The sequence below is a fragment of the Klebsiella oxytoca NBRC 105695 genome (genome assembly GCF_001598695.1).
In the GTDB taxonomy this organism is placed as follows: Bacteria; Pseudomonadota; Gammaproteobacteria; order Enterobacterales; family Enterobacteriaceae; genus Klebsiella; species Klebsiella oxytoca.
The window spans coordinates 37,232-62,989 of the sequence record NZ_BCZK01000016.1 but is presented as its reverse complement, the minus strand read 5'-3'; the positions used below and the strand labels follow the sequence as shown (position 1 = coordinate 62,989).

Below are 25,758 nucleotides of genomic sequence, written 5' to 3'. Positions count from 1 at the left end.
CGCATTCAGGAGACACAAACATGGCCAGCAGAGGCGTAAACAAGGTGATTCTCGTCGGTAATCTGGGCCAGGACCCGGAAGTACGCTACATGCCGAGTGGTGGCGCAGTTGCCAACATTACGCTGGCTACTTCCGAATCCTGGCGTGATAAAGCGACCGGTGAGATGAAAGAGCAGACTGAATGGCACCGCGTTGTGCTGTTCGGCAAACTGGCGGAAGTGGCCGGCGAATATCTGCGCAAAGGTTCTCAGGTCTATATTGAAGGCCAGCTGCGCACCCGTAAATGGACTGACCAATCCGGTCAGGAAAAATACACCACCGAGGTTGTAGTCAACGTTGGCGGCACGATGCAAATGCTCGGCGGTCGTCAGCAGGGCGCGGGCGCCCCGGCAGGCGGTGGTCAGCAGCAGGGCGGTTGGGGACAGCCTCAGCAGCCGCAGGGCGGAAACCAGTTCAGCGGCGGCGCGCAGTCGCGTCCGCAGCAGCAGGCTCCGGCAGCGCCTTCCAATGAGCCGCCGATGGACTTTGACGACGATATTCCGTTCTAACGAAGCGTTAGCGTCGTAAAGCCCTCTCTGAAAAAGCCCCTGTTTGGGGCTTTTTCTATTTTCTGACGCAGCTTATCTGCATTAATTCACTGTGTGGCAGGTGTGGCAGGTGTGGCAGGTGTGGCAGGTGTGGCAGGTGTGGCAGGTGTGGCAGGTGTGGCAGGTGTGGCAGGTGTGGCAAGTGTGGCAGGTGTGGCTGTCGGATTTACTGCCGACGCGACCTGATTTTTAGAAGCCGCCGTCGCCTGCTGCTTACGCGCCATTTCATCCACGATCAGCCGATAAGCAATGTAGTACTTATAGATATTGCTGACATAGCTTACGGTCTCGGAGCCGATTTTCTCGGCGGCCAGATACTCAACGTTGCCAAACCACACGTTCGGGTCAAAACCGCGCCTTTTAGTATCCGCCCGTAGCCGGGCAATGCGCCCGGGGCCCGCGTTATAAGAGGCGAACGAGAACAGCGCCTTATCAAGCTGGGTCATTGGTTCATCGCCATAGTAGCGGTCTATCATCCAGCGCATGTATTTCACCCCCGCATGAATATTGGGGTCGAGCTGCTTAATATCGCCGACGTTGAGCTCCTTACCGGTGCTCGGCATGACCTGCATAACGCCAATGGCGCCGACGTGGCTACGCACCGACTGATTAAGCCGCGATTCCTGATACCCCTGAGCGGCCATCAGCAGCCAGTCAACATCGTAGCGATCGCCATATTTGCGAAAGATCTCCACCATGGCCAGAAATTTACGCCGTTCTTTTTGCCCCGCCGCGTTTTTAACGTAGCTGGCATCCTTCAGGTAGCGCAGCAGTATCGTATTACCCAGCCTGCTGCCCTGGCGATTCTTGTTGATGAACGCATTAAGCAGGGCCAGCAGCTGCGGGCTATTGTTACGTACCGCCCAACCGATATTACCTTCGTCGCGCAGAACAATGTTCTGATGAACCTGAATCCTGGGGAAGACCTGTTTCCAGAACAGGGCCTTGTGGCGGTCGACCACGATCAATGGGATCAGGCCCGCGCTGAGCATCTCTATCAGATCCTCATCTTCCAGCGCTTCGGGCGCCGGTTCGATGGTGATGGGGGGCAGCGATTGCTGCGCAAAGCGTGCGTTGAGCGCGACCAGGCTCGCGTAATAGCTGGATGAGGTGCGGACAAAGACCGTTTTACCAGAAAGCTGCTGTAGATCGTCCACTTTGGGAGAGCCGGGACCAGAAAGAAGCAGCTCCTGAACGTGAGAATAGAGCGGCGCAGTAAAGGTCATCTCCTGCTGACGCTCAGGCGTGATCGTCAGGTTGGCGGCAATAATATCCCCTTTACCTGCGTTAAGCGCGCTGACGAGCTGGTCACGGGCCACCGGAACAAAGATGATCCGCACTTTAAGGTGACGATGCTTGAGCTTTTTCTCTTTCGCCAGGCTTTGATTGAGACTGCGTTCAAACTCCATAAATATATCGTGAGTCGCGCCGCGCTGGGTGCCTTTATTGATAAAGAAAAAAGTTTTGCTGAAGGGGGTTAATACGCGAATGGTTCGCCGGTCGAGCATACCCGGTAAATCTCCCCTCCATGGCTGTAGCATATCGTCAACGTTGACTTCCAGGGCGTCGCGTTCCGCTGGTTCTGATAGTTTGTTCTCTGTAGCCGCGTAACCGGATGTGAGGCACAGCAGCGCGGCAAAGCATGCCAGCCAGCCGATAAGGTATCGATAGAACGACGAAGTGTTCATGGCGCGGTGCTCCGCAGGGGGATGGTCTTATTTTAGTCAATTTCTGGCCGTTAGCATGTCCGCGAACAAGTTTGAGAGTCGGTTAGCCGGTTATTTTAATTATTTTATTAATTAGCATGCTCGGTATTTTTGGCGAGATTATAAAACTATAAATCTCTAATTAATTGTGGAGGCAATATGATTGAATTATGTTTTTTTAATGTGGATATTATTCATTTTTTTAATTTCGCTTTCCTCTAAATGCACTTTTACCATTTCTATCTTTTTGTTTTTATTGCATTAACAAAAAACATTCATACGATAAATAATTATCGACTTGATAATGAATCTCATTTCTAATAACGTTGTGTGGCACAATAATCCTATTACTGCTGTTCGGCAAAGGCTATCAAAGAATAGCGTGGTGCGTTTATTTCTTCGTTTTTGCCAGAGTAATAAATCTATTTTGGCCACCCATTATGATTGCTATCTCGCTATTTAAGCGGGAGGGCCTGACTACGCCAAAAAGAGATGTTGCTCTATGCAGGGAAGTCATTGCCGTTGTTTATCTGACGGAAGAAGAAGGCGTGCCCCGACAGCAAAAAAGAAAACAGGGCATATTCCATGAAACACAGTTCACACTACTCGCTGGCCGCGCTGATCCCGATGGCCATCTGGGGAGGGATGCTGCCAGCGCAGGCCGCTGATGGCACGACTCCAGACGATACGAAGAAATCTGAAACGACTGCGGTAAATGACGATGAAACCATGGTGGTCACCGCGGCGGCGCAAACGCTGCAAGCCCCCGGAGTATCCACCATCACCGCCGAAGAAATCCGTAAACATCCGCCCGCGCGCGATGTCTCCGAGCTGATTCGTACCCAGCCCGGCGTCAACCTTACCGGTAACTCTACCAGCGGGCAGCGCGGCAATAACCGCCAGGTCGATATCCGCGGCATGGGGCCGGAGAACACCCTGATTCTGGTGGATGGTAAACCGGTGACCAGCCGTAATTCCGTGCGCTATGGCTGGCGCGGCGACCGCGATACCCGCGGTGATACCAGCTGGGTGCCGGCGGAAATGATCGACCATATCGACGTCATTCGCGGCCCTGCTGCGGCCCGCTACGGTAACGGCGCGATGGGCGGAGTGGTCAATATCGTCACTAAACCGGCCACCAGCGAGTGGCATGGTTCATGGAATACCTATATGAACGCGCCTCAGCACCGTAAAGAGGGCGCGACGAAACGGACAAACTTTAGCCTCAACGGCCCGCTATCGGATGAGGTCAGCTTTAATTTATGGGGAAATCTGAGCAAAACGCAGGCCGATGCCCAGGATATTAATTCCGGTCATGAAGCAGCGCGAACCGGTAGCTATGCGGGATCGTATCCTGCAGGACGCGAAGGGGTAGTGAATAAAGATATTCACGGCAAGCTGCGCTGGGAGTTTGCGCCAATGCAGGCGCTGGAGTTTGAAACCGGCTACAGCCGCCAGGGCAACCTGTATGCAGGGGATACCCAGAATACTAACACCAGCACGTTGGTGAAAAGTATGTACGGTAAAGAGACTAACCGTCTCTATCGTCAGACTTACGGCGTGACGTGGACCGGCGGCTGGGATAACGGCGTGACCAGCAATACCTGGGCGCAGTATGAGCACACCCGTAACTCGCGCATGAACGAGGGGCTGGCGGGCGGAACGGAAGGGATCTTCTCCAGCAGCGAATTCTCCGATATCGACCTGTCGGATGTGCTGCTGCACAGCGAGGTCAATATTCCGTTTACCCTGGGATTTGAGCAGAATCTGACGCTGGGTACCGAGTGGAACCAGCAGCGGATGAAGGATGGCGTGTCGACTACCCAGTCACTCTCTTATGGCTCCATTGACGGCGTTTCGGCAACCGGTCGTAGTCCTTATTCCAGCGCCGAGATCTTCTCGCTGTTTACCGAAGACAATATCGCGCTGACCGATAGCACTATGCTGACGCCCGCTCTGCGCTTCGATCATCACAGCATCGTCGGTAATAACTGGAGCCCATCGCTGAATCTCTCGCAGGGGCTGGCGGATGACTGGACGCTGAAGCTGGGGATCGCCCGCGCCTATAAAGCGCCGAACCTTTATCAGCTTAACCCGAACTATATCCTCTACAGCAACGGCCAGGGTTGCTATGCCAGCAGCTCAGCCTGTTACCTGATGGGGAATAGCGATCTGAAGGCGGAAACCAGCGTCAATAAAGAGATTGGCCTTGAGTATAAGCACAATGGCTATCAGGCCGGGCTGACTTACTTCCGTAACGATTACCATAACAAGATTGAATCGGGCTACTCGGCGGTGGGGACGGCCAGCAACGGCACCACCAATATTTACCAATGGGAAAACGTACCGAAGGCGCTGGTTGAAGGGCTGGAGGGCTCGCTGAATCTCCCGGTAAGCGAAACGGTCAACTGGAGCAACAACCTGACGTGGATGCTGCAGAGTAAGAATAAGACCACCGGCGATCGCCTGTCGGTGATCCCGCAGTTTACGCTGAACTCTACCCTGAGCTGGCAGGCACGCGACGATCTTTCGCTTCAGAGCACGTTCACCTGGTATGGCCGCCAGAAACCTAAACGCTTCAATTATAAAGGCGAGTCTGTTTCCGGCAGCGAGCTGAACGAAGTGAGCCCGTACAGCATTGTCGGTCTTAGCGCGACCTGGGATGTGAATAAAAACCTGAGCCTGACCAGCGGAGTGGACAACCTGTTCGATATTCGCCACTACCGTGCTGGTAACGCGCAGACGACGGGAAATTCGACGACCGGCGCTTATCTGTATGGTGCAGGTGCGGAAACTTATAATGAATCGGGGCGGACGTTTTATGTCAGCGTGAATACGCATTTCTGATTAACGATTCAAACACCCGCCGGAATAATGAACTATTCCGGCTTGTTATTTTTTATGCCGGGAAAAACCAGTGATATAAATTATGACAAAATCTCCACGGCCTCTACACAATTAATTCAACTTAGCAGCCTACAATGAATCCTGTTAATCGGATCTGCTTGATCCCGGAAACGGTTAACGGTGGCATCCTGCCATTTCCATTCTAAAGTAGTTCCTCTTCCCCCTTCCATTCCCAACCGCAGCAATGCGGAGGAGGGGGAGCCTCTATCAGGTCAGGTTCAGGCTTCTGCGAAACTGTGTTGGTGTCATCGTATAATACCTTTTAAAGGTTCGGTTAAAGGCGCTGATATCTTCATAACCAGCCATCAGACAAATATCAACGATGCGGAAAGGCGGGTTGATCTGCAATAAATTAAGGGATAGTTGCATTCGCTGCTGGCGGATATACGCCATCGGCGACATATTAAAATAGTGGCGAAACAGGCGAAAGAGATGCCATTCGGAGTAGCCGGAAAAGCGGCTTAGCGCCTGCATTGTGAGCTTCTTTGCAAGATTGTTTTTTATCCATTGCACCAGTTCGTTAAGCACTGAACGCTGAATTTCATTTCGCGGCATAATGTCTACCCATTTCATTACTATAGAAATCTGACTGCATAATTTATTCAATATCTCTTCATTTTATCTACGGGATTATGCGTTAATTTCTCCCTGTTCCTGGTTTATTCCAGAGAGCATCATTCCTAACAAGATCTTTTCCCCCTTTCAACCAATGAGAAAGGGGGCTTTTTGTTTTTTTAGTTAAAAAAACAAAAACTATAGAGTTTCGATGTTATGAGGAAATGCTTATCTGACCAGGCTCAAGAGGGAAGGTTCCGTAGAAAAATATTTTTTTCAATATTCTCTCGTATCCATATTTTCTCCATTTTCTCGTCATAATTGCGTGCAATTCTGCGCCTCGTTCAGGTTATTTAAGATTGCGTCAGCAACTGTCTGGTGCAATGAACAGCATTATTCCCGGCAGGTATCTGCTATTGCTAAATATCTTCTAGACGACACCTTCATGCTAAAAAAAACGAGTATCATCGCCGGTCTATTGATTTCCCCTTTAACGCTCTATGCATCAACTTCATATACGGTTGATGACATTCGTTTCGAGGGTCTACAGCGCGTTACTGTCGGCGCCGCGCTACTGAGCATGCCTGTTCATACAGGAGAAGAGGTTTCTAATGAGGATATCAGCGACTCGGTCCGCGCCCTGTATGCCAGCGGCAATTTTGACAACGTACAGATCCTGCGCGATGGCAGCACGCTGGTAGTACAGGTAAAAGAGCGGCCTACCATCGCTAAAATCAGTTTTTCCGGCAATAAATCCGTTAAGGACGATGCCCTGAAAGAGAACCTGGCCGCCAGCGGCATTGAAGAAGGCAGCGCGCTGGATCGCAATACCCTTACGGAAATAGAAAAAGGATTACAGGATTTCTATTACAGTACAGGAAAATACAGCGCTCAGGTTCATGCCGTCGTCACCCCGCTGCCGCGTAACCGCGTTGATTTAAAGTTTGTCTTTCAGGAGGGGGTCTCGGCGAAAATTGCGCAAATAAATATTATTGGCAACAAGGCTTTTAGTGAAGAAACATTATTGGATCAGCTGCAGCTACGTGACAGCGTTCCGTGGTGGAACGTGATTGGCGATAAGAAATATCAAAAGCAAAAGATGGCGGCGGATCTTGAAACCCTTCGTAGCTATTATCTCGATCGCGGCTATGCGCGTTTTAGCATAAATTCAAGCCAGGTGAGTATTACGCCGGATAAAAAATCGCTATATATCACCATTAATATTGCCGAAGGTGCTCGTTATAAAGTCGCCAGTACGATGGTGACCGGCGATATGGCGCAGCATAATCAGGAAATTGAGGCGCTGGTGAAGCCTTTAGCGGGGAAATGGTATAGCGGTGCGGAAATCACGGCAGTCGAGAACAGTATTAAGACGCTGCTGGGAAAATACGGCTATGCCTGGCCGCAGGTGAACACCACATCGGATATTAATGATGCGGAAAAAAGCGTCATTTTGCATATCAGTGTCGATGCCGGACGCCGTTATTCGGTACGCCAGATTCGCTTTCAGGGTAACGATACTTCCCGTGATGCGGTGCTACGTCGCGAAATGCGCCAGATGGAAGGTGCGTGGTTGAATGATGAGAAGGTCGAGCAGGGAAAAACGCGGCTGGATCGTACAGGATTTTTCGAAACCGTCGACAAGCAGATCGTACCGGTAAGCGGTAGCCAGGATCAGGTGGACGTGGTCTATAAGGTGAAGGAGCGCAATACCGGTTCCTTTAACGTGGGTCTGGGCTTCGGCACCGATAGCGGCGTGAGCTACCAGCTCGGCGTCACCCAGGATAACTGGCTGGGAACCGGTAATAGCGTCAGCTTCAACGGCACGCGCAACAGTTACCAGTCCTATCTTGAGCTGGGAGCGACAAACCCTTACTTCACCGTGGATGGCGTTAGCCTCGGCGGTAAAATCTTTTACAACAGCTACGACGCCTCGGATGCCGATTCCGGGAGTTACAACCAGCAAAGCTACGGCGTCGGCAGTACGCTGGGATTCCCGATTAGCGAGAATAACGCTCTTAACCTGGGCCTGGACTATGTCCATAACCGCCTGACCAATATGGACCCGGAGCTCACCACCTGGAGCTATCTTAACTCGCGGGGCATCTATCCTGACGTTGTCACCAAAGATGGCGATAGCGGTGCGACCTATAGCGCCAATGACTATTTTGCCAGCGTTGGCTGGAGCTATAACAATCTGGATCGCGGTTTCTTCCCCCGGGCGGGGAATAAAAGCAGCCTGACCGCCAAGGTTACCGTACCCGGTTCGGATAACAGCTATTACAAAGTGACTTTCGATACCACCCAGTATATGCCGCTGACCGAGAACAAAAGCTGGGTGTGGATGGAGCACCTGCGTGCGGGCTATGCCGATGGGCTGAACGGCAAATCGGTGCCGTTTTACGATAACTTTTATGCCGGTGGATCGTCGTCGGTTCGCGGATTTTCGTCCAATACGATTGGCCCAAAAGCAGCGTATTATCGTTGTAATGGTTCTGAAAGCAGCTACAGCACCTGTCCGCTGGATTCTTCATCCGATGCGGTTGGCGGTAACGCGATGGCGGTCCTGAACAGCGAATTTATTGTGCCGACGCCGTTTGTGAATGACAAATATGCCGACAGCCTGCGAACGTCGCTATTCCTCGATGCCGGTACGGTATGGAGTACCACCTGGCAAAATACCGGTCAGACGCTGGCGGCAGGGATCCCGGACTATGGCGACCCTTCGCATATCCGTATGTCTGCCGGGATTGCGGTGCAGTGGATGTCGCCGTTAGGCCCGCTGGTGTTTTCCTGGGCTGAGCCATTTAAAAAATACGATGGAGATAAAGCTGAGCAGTTCCAGTTTAATATTGGTAAAACCTGGTGATGCCCGCGTTTAATATGCGCACAATCGCTTAGATATTTTTGACTCACTCCCGGTGTAATATTACAGGCTACCGCTTTTGGTAGCCTGTAATTTATTGTCAATATATACTTATTTATGTATGTTCATTGCTGGCGCTATCGTTGATTATTATGGCTAACCATTCATTGTTATAATGCAATATTCACGCTACATCTTAGTGAGTATAAAGCGCTTTGAGTATTGTCTGATATCACATTATTAATCGATCGCCTTGCGGTTATCTATGATGAATGCTATCAATATATAGAGTCATTAATCAGCAATGCACGCAAGGATAGAAAATGAAATGGACTATTCATAATACTCTTGTCTGCCCGCATTCCGGGGTAGCTTTTTCCTCAATTTCCAGCCTGCGGTTTTTAAAGTTTATTCTGTGGTATGATGCCGACATTTTATTACTGCCGGGAGAGTCGATAAAACTCTACTCATCGAGCGTGTTAATCAACGAGCAATATCATGCGGTAAAAGTTTATAACATCACGCGATACGATGAAGCGCAGTGGGAGAAGCTGCGGGAGCGGCCTTCCTGTCCTTATCATTCTACCGCCACGACGGCAGACTCCTGCCGTTACCAGGCGCTCTGCGCCATAAAACGCTGCCCAAACGACTTTCCACGTGCAGTACCGGGGCTGCCGTCGGGGCAGCACGATCTGGGCCAGCAGATACGGTAAAACCTGACCCGTATCTGGCCATTGTTGTTGTTCATGCAGGTGATGTATTGTCACAAAGGGGGGAGAGTGCAGCAGGTTCCCGGTGATTAAGGTCTTACTCTTCTCTGGTGGCCAGAAGAGACGCATCATCCCGGAGGCGGCACGTAGTCCCTGTCCTCCGGGCTACCCTTTTGTTGGCCCTGTCGCCCGGCTATGCACAGTGCGGACCGGGGATTTTCGCTAACGGCGCTTCGCCAGTGCGGGCATTCACGATGGTGTGGGCGTGGCCGCCCGGATAAGGCGGCCCGAAATCAGGTCATCATCATCGGCCATTCAGGCGGAGTCTGGCTCATGACTTCAATCATCACGTCCTTGATATTGCCCCAGATTTTCGCCACGTCCAGCAGCGTAATGCCCAACAGACCGGTGGCAAACCAGCAGGCCGCGGCCAGGCCAATACAGCTACAGATTACCGCTAAACCGGCATAATCACTTTTACGCAGCTGAATGTTCAACGAGCTGGCCAGAAACATCAGCACTGCGCTCACGAGCGGCCAGCGCAAAAGTACGACACTGGTAGTAATGGAAGCCATCAACCTATCCTCAACGAAATTTGGAAGCCTTTGACAACCTGGCGAGACTGACGGTGATGCGATGCTCTGGCTATCTTCAGGCAAACAAGAACGTAATGAAACAACGTTTTTGTTTCATCAGCTAATGTGAACTATATCACATTTGTTCTTTTATTCACCAGTCCAAAATGGGAGTTTTCTTGCGCTCATTGACCCTGCAAAGTTCGTGGTTAATAAGGGGGGAGGGAGAGCTTTCATTGCGAAGGTCGATTATAAGCGATAGTCGAGCGCATTTCTTTTTTAATAAGGTTTAGGTTCTGCGGATTTTATTACATATTCCGGCGAATTATACGGATAAACCGAATTAGATAGTGGGGCTAATCTCATTATGTTGAGAATGTTTCTCACGTCTTGCATTAGCAAGTATTATTCATCATTCATAGTCATGAGGTTTTTACGTCAAAGCGTGGGTTGCTGAGATACCCTGATTCATATCACAGTAAGAGGAATCATCGGGGCCTTTCACCTTGATTAAGGCGTATCGCATGGATAAAAAGCGTAAATGAGTCGTAGCGCGCCACACAAGGCGTTGAGAATTGTTGGCATCGTGCTGGTCATTCTGCTACCGGTGGTGCTGGCATTGTGGTTTGCGCAAATCCGCGCCAAAGCGGAAACCGCCGATCAGCTGCGGCTGTTTTCTCGGCTGGCGCTACAAAAAACGGAGTTGGTTATTCGAGAAGCTGACGAAGCGCGCGATAAGGCCCGTTTGTATCAGGGAGAAGTGTGTTCGCCGTATCATCAGCAATATCTGCTCGGCATTGTACGCGGTCTGCTCTATATCGACGACTTAATCTACGCCAACGGCAGCCATTTTTTCTGCTCCACTGCGGTACGCCGCGAGATGGGGTGGCAAATTCCGGCCGCAACCTATACCAAAAAGCCGGATATCGCGATTTACTACTACCGCGAAACGCCTTTCTACCCTGGCTATGCGATGAACTATCTGCAGCGCGGCCACTATGTGGTGGTGATTAATCCGCTCTCGTTCAGCGCGCTGATATCCAGTGACAGCAATCTCGCCTGGGGCGTGTTTGATACCAAAACGAACCATTTTTTTTCCGTCAGCAAGAACGCCGACCCTGAGGAATTACGTCATCTGATTCGCGCTGAAGAGGCGCTCTTTCAGCAGGATGGCCGCGTTTATGCCATCGCCCATTCCACCGTTCGCCCGATTGCCGTCATCATGTCCACCTCGCGCGTCAGCTATTACCAGAATTTTTATAATCAGGTGACGCTGACTCTGCCGCTGGGGCTGATTTGCAGCGTGTTGCTGTTACTGGTGTGGTCGCGCACGCGGCAGCAGTACCACTCTCCGCGTAATATGCTGCAGCGCGCGTTAAGCCGTCGCCAGCTGTGCCTGCACTATCAACCGATTATCGATATTAAAAATCACCGCTGCGTTGGTACCGAAGCGTTATTGCGCTGGCCGGGGTTTGATGGCCCGGTGATGAGTCCGGCGGAGTTTATTCCGCTGGCGGAAAACGAAGGGATGATCGCCCAGGTTACCGACTATGTCATCGATGAGGTATTTTCCGATCTCGGCGAATTTCTGGCGCGGCATCCGCACCTGTACGTAGCGATTAATCTCTCGGCTGCTGATTTTCAATCCGCGCGCTTGATTGAGCATATCAATGAGAAGGTCCGGCGCTACGCCATCAAGGCGGAACAAATAAAAATCGAAGTGACCGAACGCGGGTTTATTGACGTCCCGAAAACGACGCCGGTGATTCAGGCTTTTCGCGACGCGGGATATGAAATCGCTATCGATGACTTCGGCACCGGCTACTCCAATCTGAACAATCTCCATGCGCTCAACGTCGATATCCTCAAGATTGATAAATCTTTTGTCGATACGCTGTCAAACAACACCACCAGCCACCTGATTGCCGAACATATCATCCAGATGGCGAACAGTCTGCATTTAAAGATCGTCGCTGAAGGCGTGGAAACGGCAGAGCAGGTCGCCTGGCTACAAAAGCGGGGCGTGCAATATTGCCAGGGCTGGCTCTTTGCGAAAGCGATGCCGCCGCAGGAGTATATGCAGTGGCTGGCTAACGACCGCACCAGCCTCTGCCCCTGGCAACAACGTTATCAGGCGGAAATCTGATGGCGATAGTCGGTAGGCGTACGGTCGAATTCGCGGCGGAACACCCGTGAGAAAGTCTGCTGCGATACGTAGCCGAGATCCATCGCGATATCAAAAATAGGGCGCTGGGTGGTTCTTAGCGCTTCCGCAGCGAGCAGCAGACGGCGCTGGCGAATGTAATCACCTAGCGTTTGATGCATCACGGAGCGGAACATCCGCTGGAGATACCATTTTGAGTATCCCGATTTTCTGGCGACTACATCAATGTTAAGTGGTTGATCGATATGTTCATCAATCCATTCAATAAGCGTTTGGATAATATCCTGATGGGACATAAAGCGGCCTCTCTCAATTCTCGATTCGTCGTTTTGTCTGCGGGCGAGTATAATTCCTCAAGTTAACTTGAGGTAAAGCGCTTTATGGAAAAGAAATCTCCCCGCATCAAAATGCTGCTGACTCCCGGCGAAGTGGCAAAACGAACCGGCGTGGCCGTCTCCGCGCTGCACTTTTATGAAAGCAAAGGGCTGATCCACAGCCAGCGCAACGCGGGCAATCAGCGGCGCTACCGGCGCGACGTCCTGCGTGCGGTGGCGATCATTAAGATTGCGCAACGCATTGGTATTCCGCTGGCCACTATCGGTGATGCATTTGGCGTACTGCCGGAAGGGCATAACCTCAGCGCCAAAGAGTGGAAGATGCTGTCGTCCCAGTGGCGGGAGGAGCTGGACCGACGGATTCACACCCTGACCGCGCTGCGCGATCAGCTTGATGGCTGCATCGGCTGCGGCTGTCTGTCGCGCCGCGACTGTCCGTTACGCAACCCGGGCGATAAGCTGGGAGAAGAGGGGACCGGCGCACGGCTGCTGGAAGAGGATTAAAAAACTAAAGCGCCACAACAGGGCGCTTTAGTTGTTTTCCGGTCTTGGTCTTTCGCACTATCCCGCTGGTACGCAGGAGGGTTTCCCCCGACGTCGGCTCACCTCAGTATTGCGCAATATGTTGATGGAGGTTCCGGTTTGCGCCGACAACTTAAGTGTGGCTCTTTTCTCTGATTTTGCCGCCTCAGGTTGCCGAAAAATTCCCGTCATTCGCTGCCTGTTCCTATAGTTAATTTGAACAAACAGCGGGAGAGGCCCATGTTAACGGTACATCATCTCAATCAGTCACGATCGCAGCGCGTATTATGGGCGCTGGAAGAGTTGCAGCTGCCTTATCAGGTTGTCTCTTATCAGCGGGGAAAGGATATGCTCGCGCCAGCGGAGTTAAAAAGCGTTCATCCGTTGGGGAAATCGCCGGTCGTTGAAGATAACGGCCATATTCTGGCGGAGTCCGGCGCCATTCTGGAGTATTTACAGGAAACCTATGATAGCGCCAGGCGCTTAAAGCCTGAGTCGGTGGAAGATAAACTGCAATACCGCTTTTGGCTGCACTATGCCGAGGGTTCGCTGATGCCCCTGCTGCTGATGAAGCTGGTGTTTTCCAGCCTGGGCAAGCCCCCGGTGCCGTTTGGCATACGCACGCTGGGCAATGCATTAGGCAAAGGGGTACAAAAGGCCTGGCTTAACCGACAGGTTGAGACCCATGCCCGCTTTATTGAATCGCACCTTTCTCGCCAGCGCTGGTTTGCCGGCGCTGAGCTGAGTATGGCTGATATTCAGATGAGCTTTCCGGCAATGGCGCTGCTGGCGCGCGGCGGGGTGGGGGATTTACCGCATCTGACGCAGTGGGTTCAGCGGGTTGAGCAGCGTCCGGCATGGCAGAAGGCGATTGAGCGTGGCGGCCCATTTACCTTACCCGGCGAATGAACCATTACTAAAGCCGATGACAGGGGAAAATTGCTATCAGCGCAATACAAAAATGTTACCGGATTGCGCATGGACGATAACGTTTGCGCATCGGCTGGTTATTTCATGAACGTCATAAGCGAAATTTAGCTAAATCCGACAAACTTCTGTTGAAAAGGCCCGTCTAAAGGCTGGATAATCGTTTGCCTTTTTATTTTGCTCATCATTTCCTCTGCTGACAGGGGGGAGCAAAGTCATTCTTCACACCGTATTGTATGCGCGGAGTTAAACGTTTGCTTTTCACAGCCCCTGGCGCTGCGATGTAGCACAAGGAGATCGCGTTTAACTGGCAGTGGATGGTCCACCTCGCATCCAGACGAACGATAAAAATTCTCAGGGGAAGTTTTCTATGTCTACGCCTTCAGCGCGTACCGGCGGTTCATTAGACGCCTGGTTTAAAATTTCTGCTCGCGGCAGTACCGTGCGTCAGGAAATCGTTGCCGGTCTTACCACCTTCCTGGCGATGGTCTACTCCGTCATCGTGGTGCCGGGGATGCTCGGCAAAGCGGGTTTTCCGCCAGCTGCGGTATTTGTTTCCACCTGTCTGGTTGCCGGCGTCGGCTCGCTGGTGATGGGGCTGTGGGCGAACCTGCCGCTGGCGATTGGCTGCGCCATCTCGCTGACCGCTTTTACCGCTTTTAGCCTGGTGCTGGGCCAACAGATCAGCATTCCGGTCGCGCTGGGCGCGGTCTTCCTGATGGGCGTACTGTTTACCGTCATCTCCGCAACCGGCATTCGTAGCTGGATCCTGCGTAACTTGCCGCAGGGCGTTGCGCACGGCACGGGGATTGGTATCGGTCTGTTCCTGCTGCTGATTGCCGCCAACGGCGTTGGTCTGGTGATCAAAAACCCGCTGGACGGTCTGCCGGTGGCGCTGGGTAATTTTGACAGTTTCCCGGTGATTATGTCGCTGGTCGGGCTGGCAGTGATTATTGGCCTCGAAAAACTGAAAGTGCCGGGCGGTATCCTGCTGACGATTATCGGCGTTTCGATTATCGGCCTGATCTTCGATCCTAACGTTCACTTCTCCGGTATCTTCGCCATGCCGTCGCTGAGCGACGATAAAGGCAACTCGCTGATCGGCAGCCTGGATATCGTGGGCGCGCTCAACCCGGTCGTGCTGCCAAGCGTGCTTGCGCTGGTGATGACCGCGGTGTTTGACGCCACCGGCACGATCCGCGCGGTGGCCGGTCAGGCGAACCTGCTGGATAAAGACGGGCAGATTATCAACGGCGGCAAAGCGCTGACCACCGACTCCCTGAGCAGCGTCTTCTCCGGCCTGGTCGGGGCGGCGCCGGCGGCAGTGTATATCGAGTCTGCTGCCGGTACGGCGGCGGGCGGTAAAACCGGCCTGACCGCAGTGACCGTCGGCGTGCTGTTCCTGCTGATCCTGTTCCTCTCTCCGCTCTCCTATCTGGTTCCGGCTTATGCTACCGCGCCGGCGCTGATGTACGTCGGCCTGCTGATGCTGAGCAACGTGGCGAAAATCGATTTCAACGACTTTGTTGATGCGATGGCGGGGCTCATCACCGCGGTCTTTATCGTGCTGACCTGTAACATCGTTACCGGCATCATGATTGGTTTTGCGGCGCTGGTGATTGGCCGTCTGGTATCCGGCGAATGGCGTAAGCTGAACCTGGGGACGGTGATTATCGCCGCGGCGCTGGTCATCTTCTATGCTGGCGGTTGGGCGATTTAACTTTTCCTGCTAACGGCGGGCGGCTTTGGCCGCCCGTTTAATTTTTAAGCCACATCCTGTTTCCTTTTGCGTTAATCTGAGTAGCGTATTATGCCGAGACATGACGCCTCAGATGTAAAAAAGAAAACGCAGCAAACAGGGAACACATGGAAATATTCTTTACCATACTCATCATGACCCTCGTGGTCTCTCTCTCCGGGGTGGTTACACGCGTACTGCCCTTTCAGGTTCCACTACCTTTAATCCAAATCGCCATCGGCGCGCTGTTGGCCTGGCCTACCTTCGGATTGCATGTTGAATTCGATCCTGAACTCTTTCTGGTTCTGTTCATCCCGCCGCTGCTATTTGCCGATGGCTGGAAGACGCCGACCCGCGAGTTTATTGAGCATGGGCGAGAAATCTTCGGTCTGGCGCTGGCGTTAGTGGTGGTGACGGTGGTCGGTATTGGCTATCTCATCTACTGGATCGTTCCCGGTATCCCGCTGATTCCGGCTTTTGCCCTCGCGGCCGTCCTGTCGCCAACGGATGCCGTCGCGCTGTCCGGCATCGTCGGCGAAGGGCGTATTCCGAAAAAAATTATGGGAATTTTGCAGGGCGAAGCGCTGATGAACGATGCGTCCGGCCTGGTCTCCCTGAAGTTTGCCGTTGCGGTGGCGATGGGCACGATGGTCTTTACCGTCGGCGGCGCGACGGTGGAGTTCTTCAAGGTGGCGGTCGGCGGTATTCTCGCGGGCTTTGTGGTCAGCTGGCTGTACGGGCGTTCAATGCGCTTCCTTAGCCGCTGGGGCGGCGATGAACCGGCAACGCAAATTGTGCTGCTGTTCCTGCTGCCGTTCGCCTCTTACCTGATCGCTGAACACATCGGCTTTTCCGGCATCCTGGCGGCAGTCGCGGCGGGGATGACCATCACCCGTTCCGGCGTGATGCGCAGCGCGCCGCTGGCGATGCGCCTGCGCGCCAACAGCACCTGGGCGATGCTGGAGTTCGTGTTTAACGGCATGGTGTTCCTGCTGTTGGGCCTGCAGCTGCCGGATATTCTCTCCAGCTCGCTGGTGGCCGCAGAGGCGGATCCCAACGTCGAAACCTGGATGTTGTTTACCGATATCATCCTGATTTATGCCGCCCTGATGCTGGTGCGTTTTGGCTGGCTGTGGACGATGCGCAAGCTGAGCCAGCGTTTCCTGAAAAAGAAACCGATGGAGTTCGGCTCCTGGACCACGCGCGAGCTGCTGATCTCCTCCGTCGCTGGCGTTCGCGGGGCCATTACCCTTGCTGGTGTGCTGTCGATTCCTCTGCTGCTGCCGGACGGCAACGTCTTCCCGGCGCGCTATGAGCTGGTATTCCTTGCCGCCGGGGTGATTCTGTTCTCTCTGTTTGTCGGCGTGATTGTGCTGCCGATTCTGCTGCGCCATATCGAGTCGACCGACCATGTACAGCAGCGCAAAGAGGAGCGCCTGGCGCGGGCGGCAACGGCGGATGTGGCGATTGTCGCGATTCAGAAAATGGAAGAGCGTCTGGCGGCGGATACCAAAGAAAACATCGATAATCAGCTGCTGACTGAGGTCAGCTCGCGGGTAATTGGTAACCTGCGCCGTCGCGTTGATGGGCGTAACGATGTGGAAACCTCGATGCTGGAAGAGAGCCTCGAGCGCCGGTTCCGTCTGGCGGCGCTGCGTTCTGAACGCGGGGAGCTGTACCATCTGCGCGCCACCCGGCAGATCAGTAACGAGACGCTGCAGAAGCTGCTGCACGATCTCGACCTGCTGGAAGCGCTGCTTATCGAGGATCAGTAACACCGTACTCGTCCGCGACGGCGCCTGAGTCGCCTTGTCCGGGCTACCGCCCCTCAGACGATTGGGAATCTGTAGCCCGGATAAGGCGTTGACGCCGCGGTTAAGCGTGCCGCTTTCGGCATCTTACTTCAGCCAGAACGCCTTACTGCACTCCAGCCACGCCCGCGCGCTGTGCGACATGTACACGCCTTCCCGCCAAATCATTCCCAGTTCCCAGCGTAGAGCGCTTTGTAACAGTATCCAGCAAAAGCTCTGCGGGTCGAGGCGCTGGCAAATCGGCTCCGGTAAAATCGCGACGCCAATTCCGGCCTGTACCATCGCGGCCAGAAAATCCCACTGTCCGCTGCGCACGGCGATACGCGGCTTAACTTCATGCTGAGTAAATAGCCGCATCAGCTGCTGGCTGAGGGCAAAATCCTCGTTGTAGATCACCAGCGGATGTGCGGCGAGCGCTTCCGGCGACAACGAACTGATGCCTTCCCACTGCGCCGTTCTCGGCGTCAGCACGCAGAGCGGATGGCTGAACAGCGAGAGCGTGGTTAAGCCGCTGGCCTCATCAACGGGAAGCGCGGTCATGGCTAAATCCAGTTCACCGTTGCTTACCGCCTGCTGCACGGTCAGCCCGCCGAATTCGGAGATTTTCAATTCCACACCCGCATAGCGCTGGCGAAAGCGGCTAATCGGTTCGGCCATCAACATCCCGACCATCGGCGGAATGCCGAGACGCAGTACGCCCTTATGCAGATGATTAATATCGCTTAGCTCCGACTCCAGCTGATGAAATTCACCAAGGATGGCCTGTCCGCGCTCGAAAACTACCCGACCGGTATCGGTCAGCAGCAGCCGACGACCGTCGCGGATCAGCAGCGTGCAGTTCAGCTCATCTTCCAGATTCTTGAGCATCTTACTGATGGTCGGCTGCGTGACGAACAACTTCTCCGCTGCGCGGGTAAAGCTTTGCTGGCGCACCACTTCGACAAAATAGCGCAGCGTTCGGATATCCATAATTATTCCCTGAGACTATACCTGTGATGATTTTAATTCATTTCTGCCGGGCCCGGCGGCTCTCTATACTGCTCGCCTGTCTTCTTTTTCAGGAATACCGCTCATGGCCTTTGCGCCAGCTCGCGTGACGCCCTTCGTTATGCAACGTCTTCAGGTACCTGTTCAGGTACTGATCTACGCCGGACTGTTCGTCTGCGCTGACTATTTTGTTAACTGGCTGCACCTGCCGCTTCCGGCGAACCTTGTCGGCATGCTGATGATGTTGACGCTGATAGTCTGCCGGGTGATCCCTTTAAACTGGGTACGCGCCGGCGCCCGCTGGCTGCTGGCCGAGATGCTGCTGTTCTTCGTGCCGGCGGTAGTGGCGGTCGTCAACTACGCGCAACTGCTGATGGTGGAGGGCTGGCGCATCTTTCTGGTGATTGGCTTAAGTACCATGATGGTGCTGGGCGCGACGGCATGGGTGGTTGATAAAGTGTATCGCTATGAAGTCAGCAGGATGAAACATGAGTGATTTCCAGCTGAGCGTCCTGTGTCTTCTTATCACGCTGGGGCTCTATTTTGCCAATAAACGGCTTTATCGCCGCTTCCATAAACTGCCCCTGATGCCGCTGGTTTTCACCCCGATCCTGCTGGTGATGATGCTGGTATTCGGCCATATCTCTTATCAAAGCTATATGGGGGAGGCCCACTGGCTGCTATGGCTGCTGGGCCCGGCGACTATCGCTTTCGCCGTGCCGGTGTATGACAATCTGGCGATTATTAAACGCCACTGGATGTCGCTGACGGCCGGAGTAACGACCGCGTCGGTTGTTGCGGTGACCAGTTCGGTGTGGCTGGCGCGACTGTTTACCTTGCCCGATGAGATCCAGCGTAGCCTGGCGGTACGTTCGGTGACCACGCCCTTTGCGCTGGCGGCAGCTAAACCGCTGGGCGGTCAGCCTGATTTAGTCGCCCTGTTTGTCGTGGTCACCGGGGTATTCGGCATGGCGGTGGGTGATGTGCTGTTTCTGCGTCTTTCTATTCGCGAAGGGATGGCTAAAGGAGCGGGTTTCGGCGCGGCATCCCACGGCGCCGGTACCGCGCGATCTTATGAACTGGGGCCGCAGGAGGGCGTCGTCGCCAGCCTGGTGATGATGCTTTCCGGCGTTGTGATGGTATTGGCCGCGCCGCTGGTGCGCTGGGCAATGTTCTGACTATTATTTTCTGTGGTTTATCCTCCGCAAGGAAATAGACCACAGAAAAAATATATATCATCAATATTTATTTCAGTTGTCATTTCATATTTGATATACCTCAACCAATATAATCAGCACTTGAATCGTTGAAAACATGAAGTCATGTAAAAGTAGATGAAGTTTATCCGCCGATGTTAATCTCACTTATTTTACGTTTAAGTGTAACTAAATGTTTCAAAATTGCCTCATTTTAACTTGATTCACAAATATAAATCACTATATTTATTTGCAGTATGAATGAGTGGTTTTTGCAATCTGTTGTTTTTATTTGTTTATTTTTAAATCATGTCTTTATCTTATAGGTTAATCTCATTTATGATTTTAGGATTATTCTTCATTAGTTATTGAGGGTAATCTTGTTTTTGGATATCTTATTGAGGTGAGCTTTTATTATTGAATGGATTCATGTGGAGCTTGAGCTTTTGCTTCAATATTTAAAATAATATTGTAAGCAGGCAGTTTATTTCCCTAAGCGCTGATATAACTTATAGATTGAGTTGATGCCTGTTTCCCTTCTCTAATAGAGTGCCATAAACAATTGATGGACTGATTGTTAATCTTAATAAACAGGAGAATACCAATGAAAATGAATGCAATAACTCTGGCTAAAATAGTCGCCTTCTCTGCGGGCTGCTCACTGGTGACAATGGCGCAGGCGGATAACACCATTACTTTTACCGGCACGGTCTCTGATACTACCTGTACAGCCACTATCGATAACGGCGTCTCATCCATTGAGATGGGGACTTCCTCCGTCGCGGATCTGAAGGCGAATACTTATGGCGCGGCCAAGAATTTTTCTTTCACCCTGACCGGTTGCCCGAAAGTGGCTGATGGCGGTAACGCTAAGGCCAGAGTCACCTTTGGCGGTGAAGCCGATGAAACTAATAGCGATTACTTTAAGAACCAGGCTTCCGCATCGCCTGCGACGGGCGTTGCCGTAGCTATTTTTGATAACCAGGGTGCGCTGCTTAAAAATAATACTGAAGGCGCCGATGTGGATATTTCCTCCGGCGCTGCGACCATTCCTTTCACCGTAAAAATGGCGAAAGCAGGCAGTGCTGAACCGACTAAAGGCGCCGTTCAGACAACGGTAACCTACAACGTTACGTACTATTAATTCAGACGCTGATAAATACCAAGGGAAAGGGTAACTCTTTCCCTTACTGGACTCCATTATGAACAGATTATTCTACTTTATTTGTTTTTATTTGTGTGCGTTTGCGGCGCAGGCAAGCGTAGTCGTGGGCGGCACGCGGGTGATATTCGATGGCACACAAAAGTCGACGACGGTATCTGTTCAAAATAAGGATAATGTGACCAATATCGTTCAGTCCTGGATCTCCGTTGTCGATGCGGCCTCGCCAGCGAAAGATTCATTCATCACAACGCCTCCGCTATTTCGCCTGAAGTCCGGAGAGCAAGGATTTGTACGCATTCTACGTTCGGGTAAACCTTTAGCGGAGGATCGGGAATCCATGTTCTGGTTGAATATTAAAGGGATTCCCGCCATGGAGAACGCGCCGGACAAAAATATGGTTCAGTTTGCGATTAATTCCAGGATAAAGCTTATTTTTCGACCTGCCGCATTGAAAAGCGCCATACCAGAAAATTTTGCCGAAAAGCTGCAGTGGTCTGCTGAAGGGCGAGATATAAAAGTGAAAAATGTTTCTCCTCTATATATGAATTTCTCTGAAGTTTTGGTGAACGGCAAAGCAGTACCTGAAGCGTGGTTTGTTGCCCCCTTTTCAACAATAAAAATACCGGTAGCAAATGCCTCTTCTGCGGGCAAAAAGAAAATCACATGGAGCGTGATCAATGATTATGGAATGCCTGGACCGAAATATACCGCCATCATTCAATAACGTTGGAAAGCGTTATACCTTTTTATTGACCAGCGGCTATGCCGCCTTCATTTTCAGCTTTGCCACAATACCTCTCCCGGCGATGGCAGGTGAGTACTTCAATCCCCACCTGCTGGAGGTAAACGAAACCGGTACCTCCGCCGTTGACTTAACCTATATTTCTGAAGAGACGATTCCGCCAGGTGACTACAACCTGGATGTCTATATTAACCATACGTTTGTGGCTTCTGAGTCCGTCATTTTTACGCGACAGGATCAAAATAACGCCGCTTCATCCCGGCCATGTCTTTCCGTCGCGCGCCTGAAAGAGTGGTCGATTAAAACCGAAGATTATCCTGAGCTTACCGTGGCGGGTTCGGAGTGCGCAAAACTGTCTGCGATCCCCGGATGGGAGACGGCAGTACAGCTCTCGCAACAGCGAATCGACTTTACCTTACCCCAGGTGGCTTTAGTGCATCGTCCGCGGGGGTATGTCCCGGAAAGCCGATGGCAGCAGGGCATTACCGCCGGGCTATTGAATTACAACATTTCCGGGCAAAAAACCGATCCGCGAGATGGAGGCGTTTCCACCTCCAGCCAGTTTGTCAGCCTGCAGCCGGGGTTGAACGTTGGGCCGTGGCGTTTACGTAATTACAGCACCCTCAATCATAATGACGATGGCAGTCAGTGGGACTCCGTCTATAGCTATATTTCACGCGATATCCACGCCCTGAAAGGTCAGCTGATAGTGGGGCAAACCTATACTTCTTCGGCGGTGTTTGACAGCATCAGCTTCACCGGCCTGCAGCTGAACTCTGATAAAGAGATGCTCCCGGACAGCCTGAACGGCTTCGCACCGGTCATAAAAGGTATCGCGCGCTCGACCGCAGACGTGACGGTTTATCAAAACGGATACAGCATTTATAAAACAACGGTCTCTCCCGGCGCCTTTGAGATAAACGATCTTTATCCCACGGGAAGCGCGGGCGATCTCTACGTGACGGTGAAAGAATCAGACGGTAGTGAGCAGAGCTTTGTGGTGCCGTTTGCTTCACTGGCAATATTACAACGTGAAGGGCAGGTTGATTACGCTTTCAGCGGCGGCAAGACGCGCTCGGGAAGCGCGGGCGGAAAGGAGTATCAGTTTCTGCAATCCAACGTTGCCTGGGGAGCGTTGAGCAACGTCACGCTGTACGGCGGCTTTCAGCAATTAGAGGATAAATACAGTAATCTCCTGCTGGGGGCCGGGTTTAATTTGGGTTCAGTCGGGGCGCTCTCTTTTGATGCTTCTCAGTCCTGGGCTGACATAAAAGAAAATTCCTCATCGGATAACGCCTCATCCAGCGAAGGGCAGTCATACCGCGTGCGCTTTAGTAAAGATTTTCCACAGACGGGGACAAACTTTTCCGTTGCCGGGTACCGTTACTCAACGCATGGTTATTATTCTCTGCAGAACTTTATCGATCGGGCGGACTCTCATCGCGCCTGCTGTTCGTCATCCGGTCGGACTAAAGACCGCTTTGACGCTTCAGCGTCGCAGATTTTCTCCGGATTCGGTTCACTCTCCCTTTCGCTGGTCAGTGAGTCTTACTGGGATAACTCGCGGATGGAGTCGCTGGGCGTGAGTTATAGCAATACGTTTGGCCGGATGTCCTACTTCATTAACTACGCCTATAACCGCAATGTGCAGAGCAGCGGCCAGAATGAAAATAGCTCGCCTTCCAGCGACAGCATTATTTCGCTAACCGTGAGTATTCCTTTCGGCGCCGATATATCAGCCAGCTACAATATGAACAGCAGCCGGGTGGGAGACACCACTCACAGTCTTGGTTTAAATGGCTCCGCTTTCGCCGATCGTTCTCTGAACTGGAACGTGCAGGAGGGATATAACGCCAGCGATAAAAGCACCTCAGGGAACATCAACCTCAACTACCAGGGCTCAAAAGGTGAAGTCACCGCCGGATACGGTTATGACAGCAACAGCGCCCACTATAATTATTCGCTACGCGGTGGGATGCTCGCCCATTCCGGCGGGATAACGCTGTCACGCTATCTGGGCGAGAGCGTTGCGCTGATTGAAGCGCCTGGCGTCAGGGATATCGCGGTACGCGGGCAGACTAACGTCATGACCGATTCTGCCGGGTATGCCGTAGTGCCTTTCGTTCGTCCTTATCATGAAAACAATCTCTCCCTTGATGAACAGCAGGTCTCGGGAGCGGAAATAGATAATATCGTCAGAACGGTGGTCCCGACGCGCAATGCGATCGTAAAAGTTAAATATGATACCTGGATTGGCTATAAGGCCATGATGACCTTGCAATTTCATCATAAAGATGTGCCGTTTGGCGCGGTGATTACGCTAGAGGATGAAAGTCAGGAGTATAAACAAAAACGCAGCGCTATTGTCGGTGATTCCGGGCAGGCCTATTTGACCGGGCTGCCAGAAAAAGGCCGCTTATTTGTGAAGTGGGGCGATGCTTTAACTCGCCAGTGTTATGTCAATTATGATTTATCATCTAACAAATCAATTGACGATATTGTTTTTTATACGGCGGATTGCCGATGAACAATCTCAATATATTGTGTTTTGAGCACACCACTAAAATGATAGCGATGCGGATACACCATGCTCAATCGCCATTGCGGCTAGCGATAGCTGCAATAGCAGGGCTACTGGCCAGTGCTTCATCTGCCTGGGCCTATGACGCTACGAGTACCGTCAATTTTAATGTCACCGGCAATATTGAAGAACCTGTCTGTGAGGTTTTTGTAAAACCGTCCAATGCTATCAGCCTGGGGACGGTTTCTTCTCAGCGTCTGACCGGTAAACCGGGGGCCAGTAGCGATACCACAACCGTTTCCCTGGCATTTGATAACTGCTCAACCGGTACGTCTTCAGTGACGATAACGTTTAGCGGCGCTCCGTTTGATCGTACTTATCCCGCAATTTATGTCAGTGAGCTGATTGATGGGGCAAAGGATGTTGGCTTACAGCTTGTGAGTGCCGCGGATGGGAAAACGCTGGGTCCAAACGAGAGTTATACCTATGCATTTACGGCCTCCCCTGGCGGGCACGCCTTTGATATGGCGGCCAGAATGTATACGCCATACGGCAAAGTAACGCCAGGAAACGTTGCCTATACGGTCACTTTCAACGTGTCATACAAATGACGGAAGGTGTTTAGGGATATATATGAATAAATATTTTTTATTACTATTGATGTTGGTTTTCCCTATTTATGGTTGGTCCTGTAGCTCGGGGGCCAATTATGGTGATGTGACGATGGCAAATCTACCCGAACAAATATTAATTAATGCGGGGAGTTATTCTGCCGGAACGGTCCTTTATGACTCCGGGAGAATAACGCGTTCGAATACTCAGGTCTGGAACTGTGAGGGGAAGATGTATGCCCGTTTTGAATGGTCTTCAGCAAATGCAGGCGCACTTACTGGCGATCATATCTATACGACATCCGTACCAGGTATTGGTTTAAGAGTGAAAGTCTGGCTGAATATTACCGGTGAATATGATGGCGATACTGACGATTTTCTCCCTGATTACACTGAGCATTATATTGGCGACTCAGAGTTTTATCTTGGAAAACCAGGGGGGTTTTTAGATATCTATGCCACAACAAACTATTCACCCGCCTACCAGCTACAGCTGGTGGCCACGGGAGGCGCAATCGCCAGCAACAGCTCTCTGTCGATAAAGGACCCTATCTCATCGGTTTCGCTTAAAGATAGCACTGGCACGATGGTTATTTCCCAACTGCATATCAGCGGTACGACGCAAATCAAGCTGACGCCGATGGGCTGTACGGCAGGTACGACCGCGCTGAATTTCCCTATGGGCTCCGTGAAAACGAGTGAGTTTACTCTTTCCTCGATAGCCGGCTCCGCCCAGCAAACGCTGATGCTTTCCTGCGAACCCGGAACCAATATATCAATGCGTGTGACGGCGACTGAAGCCGAAGGCGATAATCCGAACAGGAGCGTTATTGCGTTAACGGCGGGGGAAAACGTAGCAACCGGTGTGGGTGTGCAGTTAAGCCTCAACGGGAAGGTCATACCGTTAAACACCAGTTTTTATTTAAGTACATCCAGCAGAAGTGTAACGTTAAATGCCGGAGCTGAGGCCAGCTACGCAACCTTCACCTACCCGAATAATCCCGGCGGCGCTGCTGCATCGAACTCGCTCATCTTTTCAACTAACTATTACAAAACCGGGGCTGAAGTGACGCCTGGAACGGCCAACGCCAGCGGAACGATAACATTTACCTATAACTAGAATCACCCCTACC

The 25,758-nt window shown here is 52.1% G+C and carries 21 protein-coding genes; 16 read left to right on the top strand and 5 right to left on the bottom strand.

The window, feature by feature from the left end; all coding sequences use genetic code 11:
• Window positions 1–20 precede the first annotated feature (20 nt).
• Window positions 21–548, top strand: coding sequence for a single-stranded DNA-binding protein SSB1 (gene ssb1, locus KO1_RS22625; RefSeq protein WP_004097799.1), 528 nt, complete (start codon window positions 21–23; stop codon window positions 546–548).
• 86 nt (window positions 549–634) lie between these two features.
• On the opposite strand, the gene KO1_RS22620 is transcribed toward ssb1, so the two are convergent.
• The gene (locus KO1_RS22620) at window positions 635–2,275 is read right to left on the bottom strand and encodes an MltF family protein (protein WP_064407113.1); all 1,641 of its coding nucleotides are present in this window, start codon (window positions 2,273–2,275) and stop codon (window positions 635–637) included.
• 603 nt (window positions 2,276–2,878) lie between these two features.
• Between KO1_RS22620 and KO1_RS22615 the strand changes: the two genes are divergently transcribed.
• Complete coding sequence (locus KO1_RS22615) at window positions 2,879–5,140, top strand: TonB-dependent siderophore receptor (protein ID WP_004117251.1); 2,262 nt, start codon at window positions 2,879–2,881, stop codon at window positions 5,138–5,140.
• A 267-nt stretch (window positions 5,141–5,407) separates the two neighbouring features.
• Here KO1_RS22615 and KO1_RS22610 read toward each other — a convergent pair whose 3' ends face one another.
• Complete coding sequence (locus tag KO1_RS22610; RefSeq protein ID WP_016808427.1) at window positions 5,408–5,755, bottom strand: helix-turn-helix domain-containing protein; 348 nt, start codon at window positions 5,753–5,755, stop codon at window positions 5,408–5,410.
• 445 nt (window positions 5,756–6,200) lie between these two features.
• On the opposite strand from KO1_RS22610, the gene bamA reads away from it, so the two are divergent.
• Both bamA and iraM read left to right on the top strand, forming a co-directional pair.
• Window positions 6,201–8,624: an outer membrane protein assembly factor BamA gene (gene bamA, locus KO1_RS22605; RefSeq protein WP_004109489.1), complete on the top strand. Its 2,424-nt coding sequence runs from the start codon at window positions 6,201–6,203 to the stop codon at window positions 8,622–8,624.
• A gap of 320 nt (window positions 8,625–8,944) precedes the next feature.
• Window positions 8,945–9,334 carry an anti-adapter protein IraM gene (gene iraM / locus KO1_RS22600; protein ID WP_024273599.1) on the top strand — a complete coding sequence of 130 codons (390 nt, stop codon included), beginning with the start codon at window positions 8,945–8,947 and terminating at the stop codon, window positions 9,332–9,334.
• Between the two features lie 290 nt (window positions 9,335–9,624).
• Here iraM and KO1_RS22595 read toward each other — a convergent pair whose 3' ends face one another.
• Complete coding sequence (locus KO1_RS22595; RefSeq protein WP_004109483.1) at window positions 9,625–9,906, bottom strand: YjcB family protein; 282 nt, start codon at window positions 9,904–9,906, stop codon at window positions 9,625–9,627.
• A gap of 541 nt (window positions 9,907–10,447) precedes the next feature.
• On the opposite strand from KO1_RS22595, the gene pdeC reads away from it, so the two are divergent.
• Entirely contained in the window at window positions 10,448–12,052 is a 1,605-nt protein-coding gene (gene pdeC / locus KO1_RS22590; RefSeq protein ID WP_004109480.1) for a cyclic di-3',5'-guanosine monophosphate phosphodiesterase PdeC, read from the top strand.
• On the opposite strand, the gene soxS is transcribed toward pdeC, so the two are convergent.
• Window positions 12,037–12,366 (bottom strand): superoxide response transcriptional regulator SoxS, encoded by a 330-nt coding sequence (soxS, locus tag KO1_RS22585; RefSeq protein ID WP_004109478.1) that lies wholly within the window; start codon window positions 12,364–12,366, stop codon window positions 12,037–12,039. The genes pdeC and soxS overlap by 16 nt on opposite strands.
• 84 nt (window positions 12,367–12,450) lie before the next feature.
• Between soxS and soxR the strand changes: the two genes are divergently transcribed.
• The 4 genes from soxR to KO1_RS22565 all read left to right on the top strand — a co-directional run bounded on the left by soxR (window position 12,451) and on the right by KO1_RS22565 (window position 17,367).
• The gene (gene soxR / locus KO1_RS22580) at window positions 12,451–12,909 is read left to right on the top strand and encodes a redox-sensitive transcriptional activator SoxR (RefSeq protein ID WP_004109476.1); all 459 of its coding nucleotides are present in this window, start codon (window positions 12,451–12,453) and stop codon (window positions 12,907–12,909) included.
• A gap of 258 nt (window positions 12,910–13,167) precedes the next feature.
• The gene (locus KO1_RS22575) at window positions 13,168–13,836 is read left to right on the top strand and encodes a glutathione S-transferase family protein (RefSeq protein ID WP_004109473.1); all 669 of its coding nucleotides are present in this window, start codon (window positions 13,168–13,170) and stop codon (window positions 13,834–13,836) included.
• 388 nt (window positions 13,837–14,224) lie between these two features.
• Entirely contained in the window at window positions 14,225–15,574 is a 1,350-nt protein-coding gene (locus KO1_RS22570; protein ID WP_004109470.1) for an NCS2 family permease, read from the top strand.
• A gap of 146 nt (window positions 15,575–15,720) precedes the next feature.
• Window positions 15,721–17,367 carry a Na+/H+ antiporter gene (locus tag KO1_RS22565; RefSeq protein ID WP_004109468.1) on the top strand — a complete coding sequence of 549 codons (1,647 nt, stop codon included), beginning with the start codon at window positions 15,721–15,723 and terminating at the stop codon, window positions 17,365–17,367.
• Between the two features lie 123 nt (window positions 17,368–17,490).
• On the opposite strand, the gene KO1_RS22560 is transcribed toward KO1_RS22565, so the two are convergent.
• Window positions 17,491–18,372 (bottom strand): LysR family transcriptional regulator, encoded by an 882-nt coding sequence (locus KO1_RS22560; protein ID WP_004109465.1) that lies wholly within the window; start codon window positions 18,370–18,372, stop codon window positions 17,491–17,493.
• 103 nt (window positions 18,373–18,475) lie between these two features.
• Between KO1_RS22560 and KO1_RS22555 the strand changes: the two genes are divergently transcribed.
• From KO1_RS22555 to KO1_RS22525, 7 genes are all read left to right on the top strand, one after another.
• The gene (locus tag KO1_RS22555; protein ID WP_004109448.1) at window positions 18,476–18,886 is read left to right on the top strand and encodes a CidA/LrgA family protein; all 411 of its coding nucleotides are present in this window, start codon (window positions 18,476–18,478) and stop codon (window positions 18,884–18,886) included.
• Window positions 18,879–19,568: an LrgB family protein gene (locus KO1_RS22550; RefSeq protein ID WP_004109445.1), complete on the top strand. Its 690-nt coding sequence runs from the start codon at window positions 18,879–18,881 to the stop codon at window positions 19,566–19,568. The genes KO1_RS22555 and KO1_RS22550 overlap by 8 nt, the downstream gene beginning before the upstream one ends.
• 622 nt (window positions 19,569–20,190) lie before the next feature.
• Window positions 20,191–20,730 (top strand): fimbrial protein, encoded by a 540-nt coding sequence (locus KO1_RS22545; RefSeq protein ID WP_004117262.1) that lies wholly within the window; start codon window positions 20,191–20,193, stop codon window positions 20,728–20,730.
• Window positions 20,731–20,788: 58 nt separating this feature from the next.
• Window positions 20,789–21,475, top strand: a complete 687-nt coding sequence (locus tag KO1_RS22540) for a fimbrial assembly chaperone (RefSeq protein WP_004109441.1) — start codon at window positions 20,789–20,791, stop codon at window positions 21,473–21,475.
• A complete protein-coding gene (locus tag KO1_RS22535) occupies window positions 21,429–24,020 on the top strand; it encodes a fimbria/pilus outer membrane usher protein (RefSeq protein WP_029779260.1) in 2,592 nt (863 codons plus the stop codon). The genes KO1_RS22540 and KO1_RS22535 overlap by 47 nt, the downstream gene beginning before the upstream one ends.
• On the top strand, window positions 24,017–24,625 hold the full coding sequence (locus KO1_RS22530) for a fimbrial protein (RefSeq protein ID WP_004117270.1): 609 nt from the start codon (window positions 24,017–24,019) through the stop codon (window positions 24,623–24,625). Before KO1_RS22535 ends, KO1_RS22530 begins: the two co-directional genes overlap by 4 nt.
• Window positions 24,626–24,647: 22 nt before the next feature.
• Window positions 24,648–25,745 (top strand): type 1 fimbrial protein, encoded by a 1,098-nt coding sequence (locus KO1_RS22525; RefSeq protein ID WP_024273601.1) that lies wholly within the window; start codon window positions 24,648–24,650, stop codon window positions 25,743–25,745.
• Window positions 25,746–25,758 lie beyond the last annotated feature (13 nt).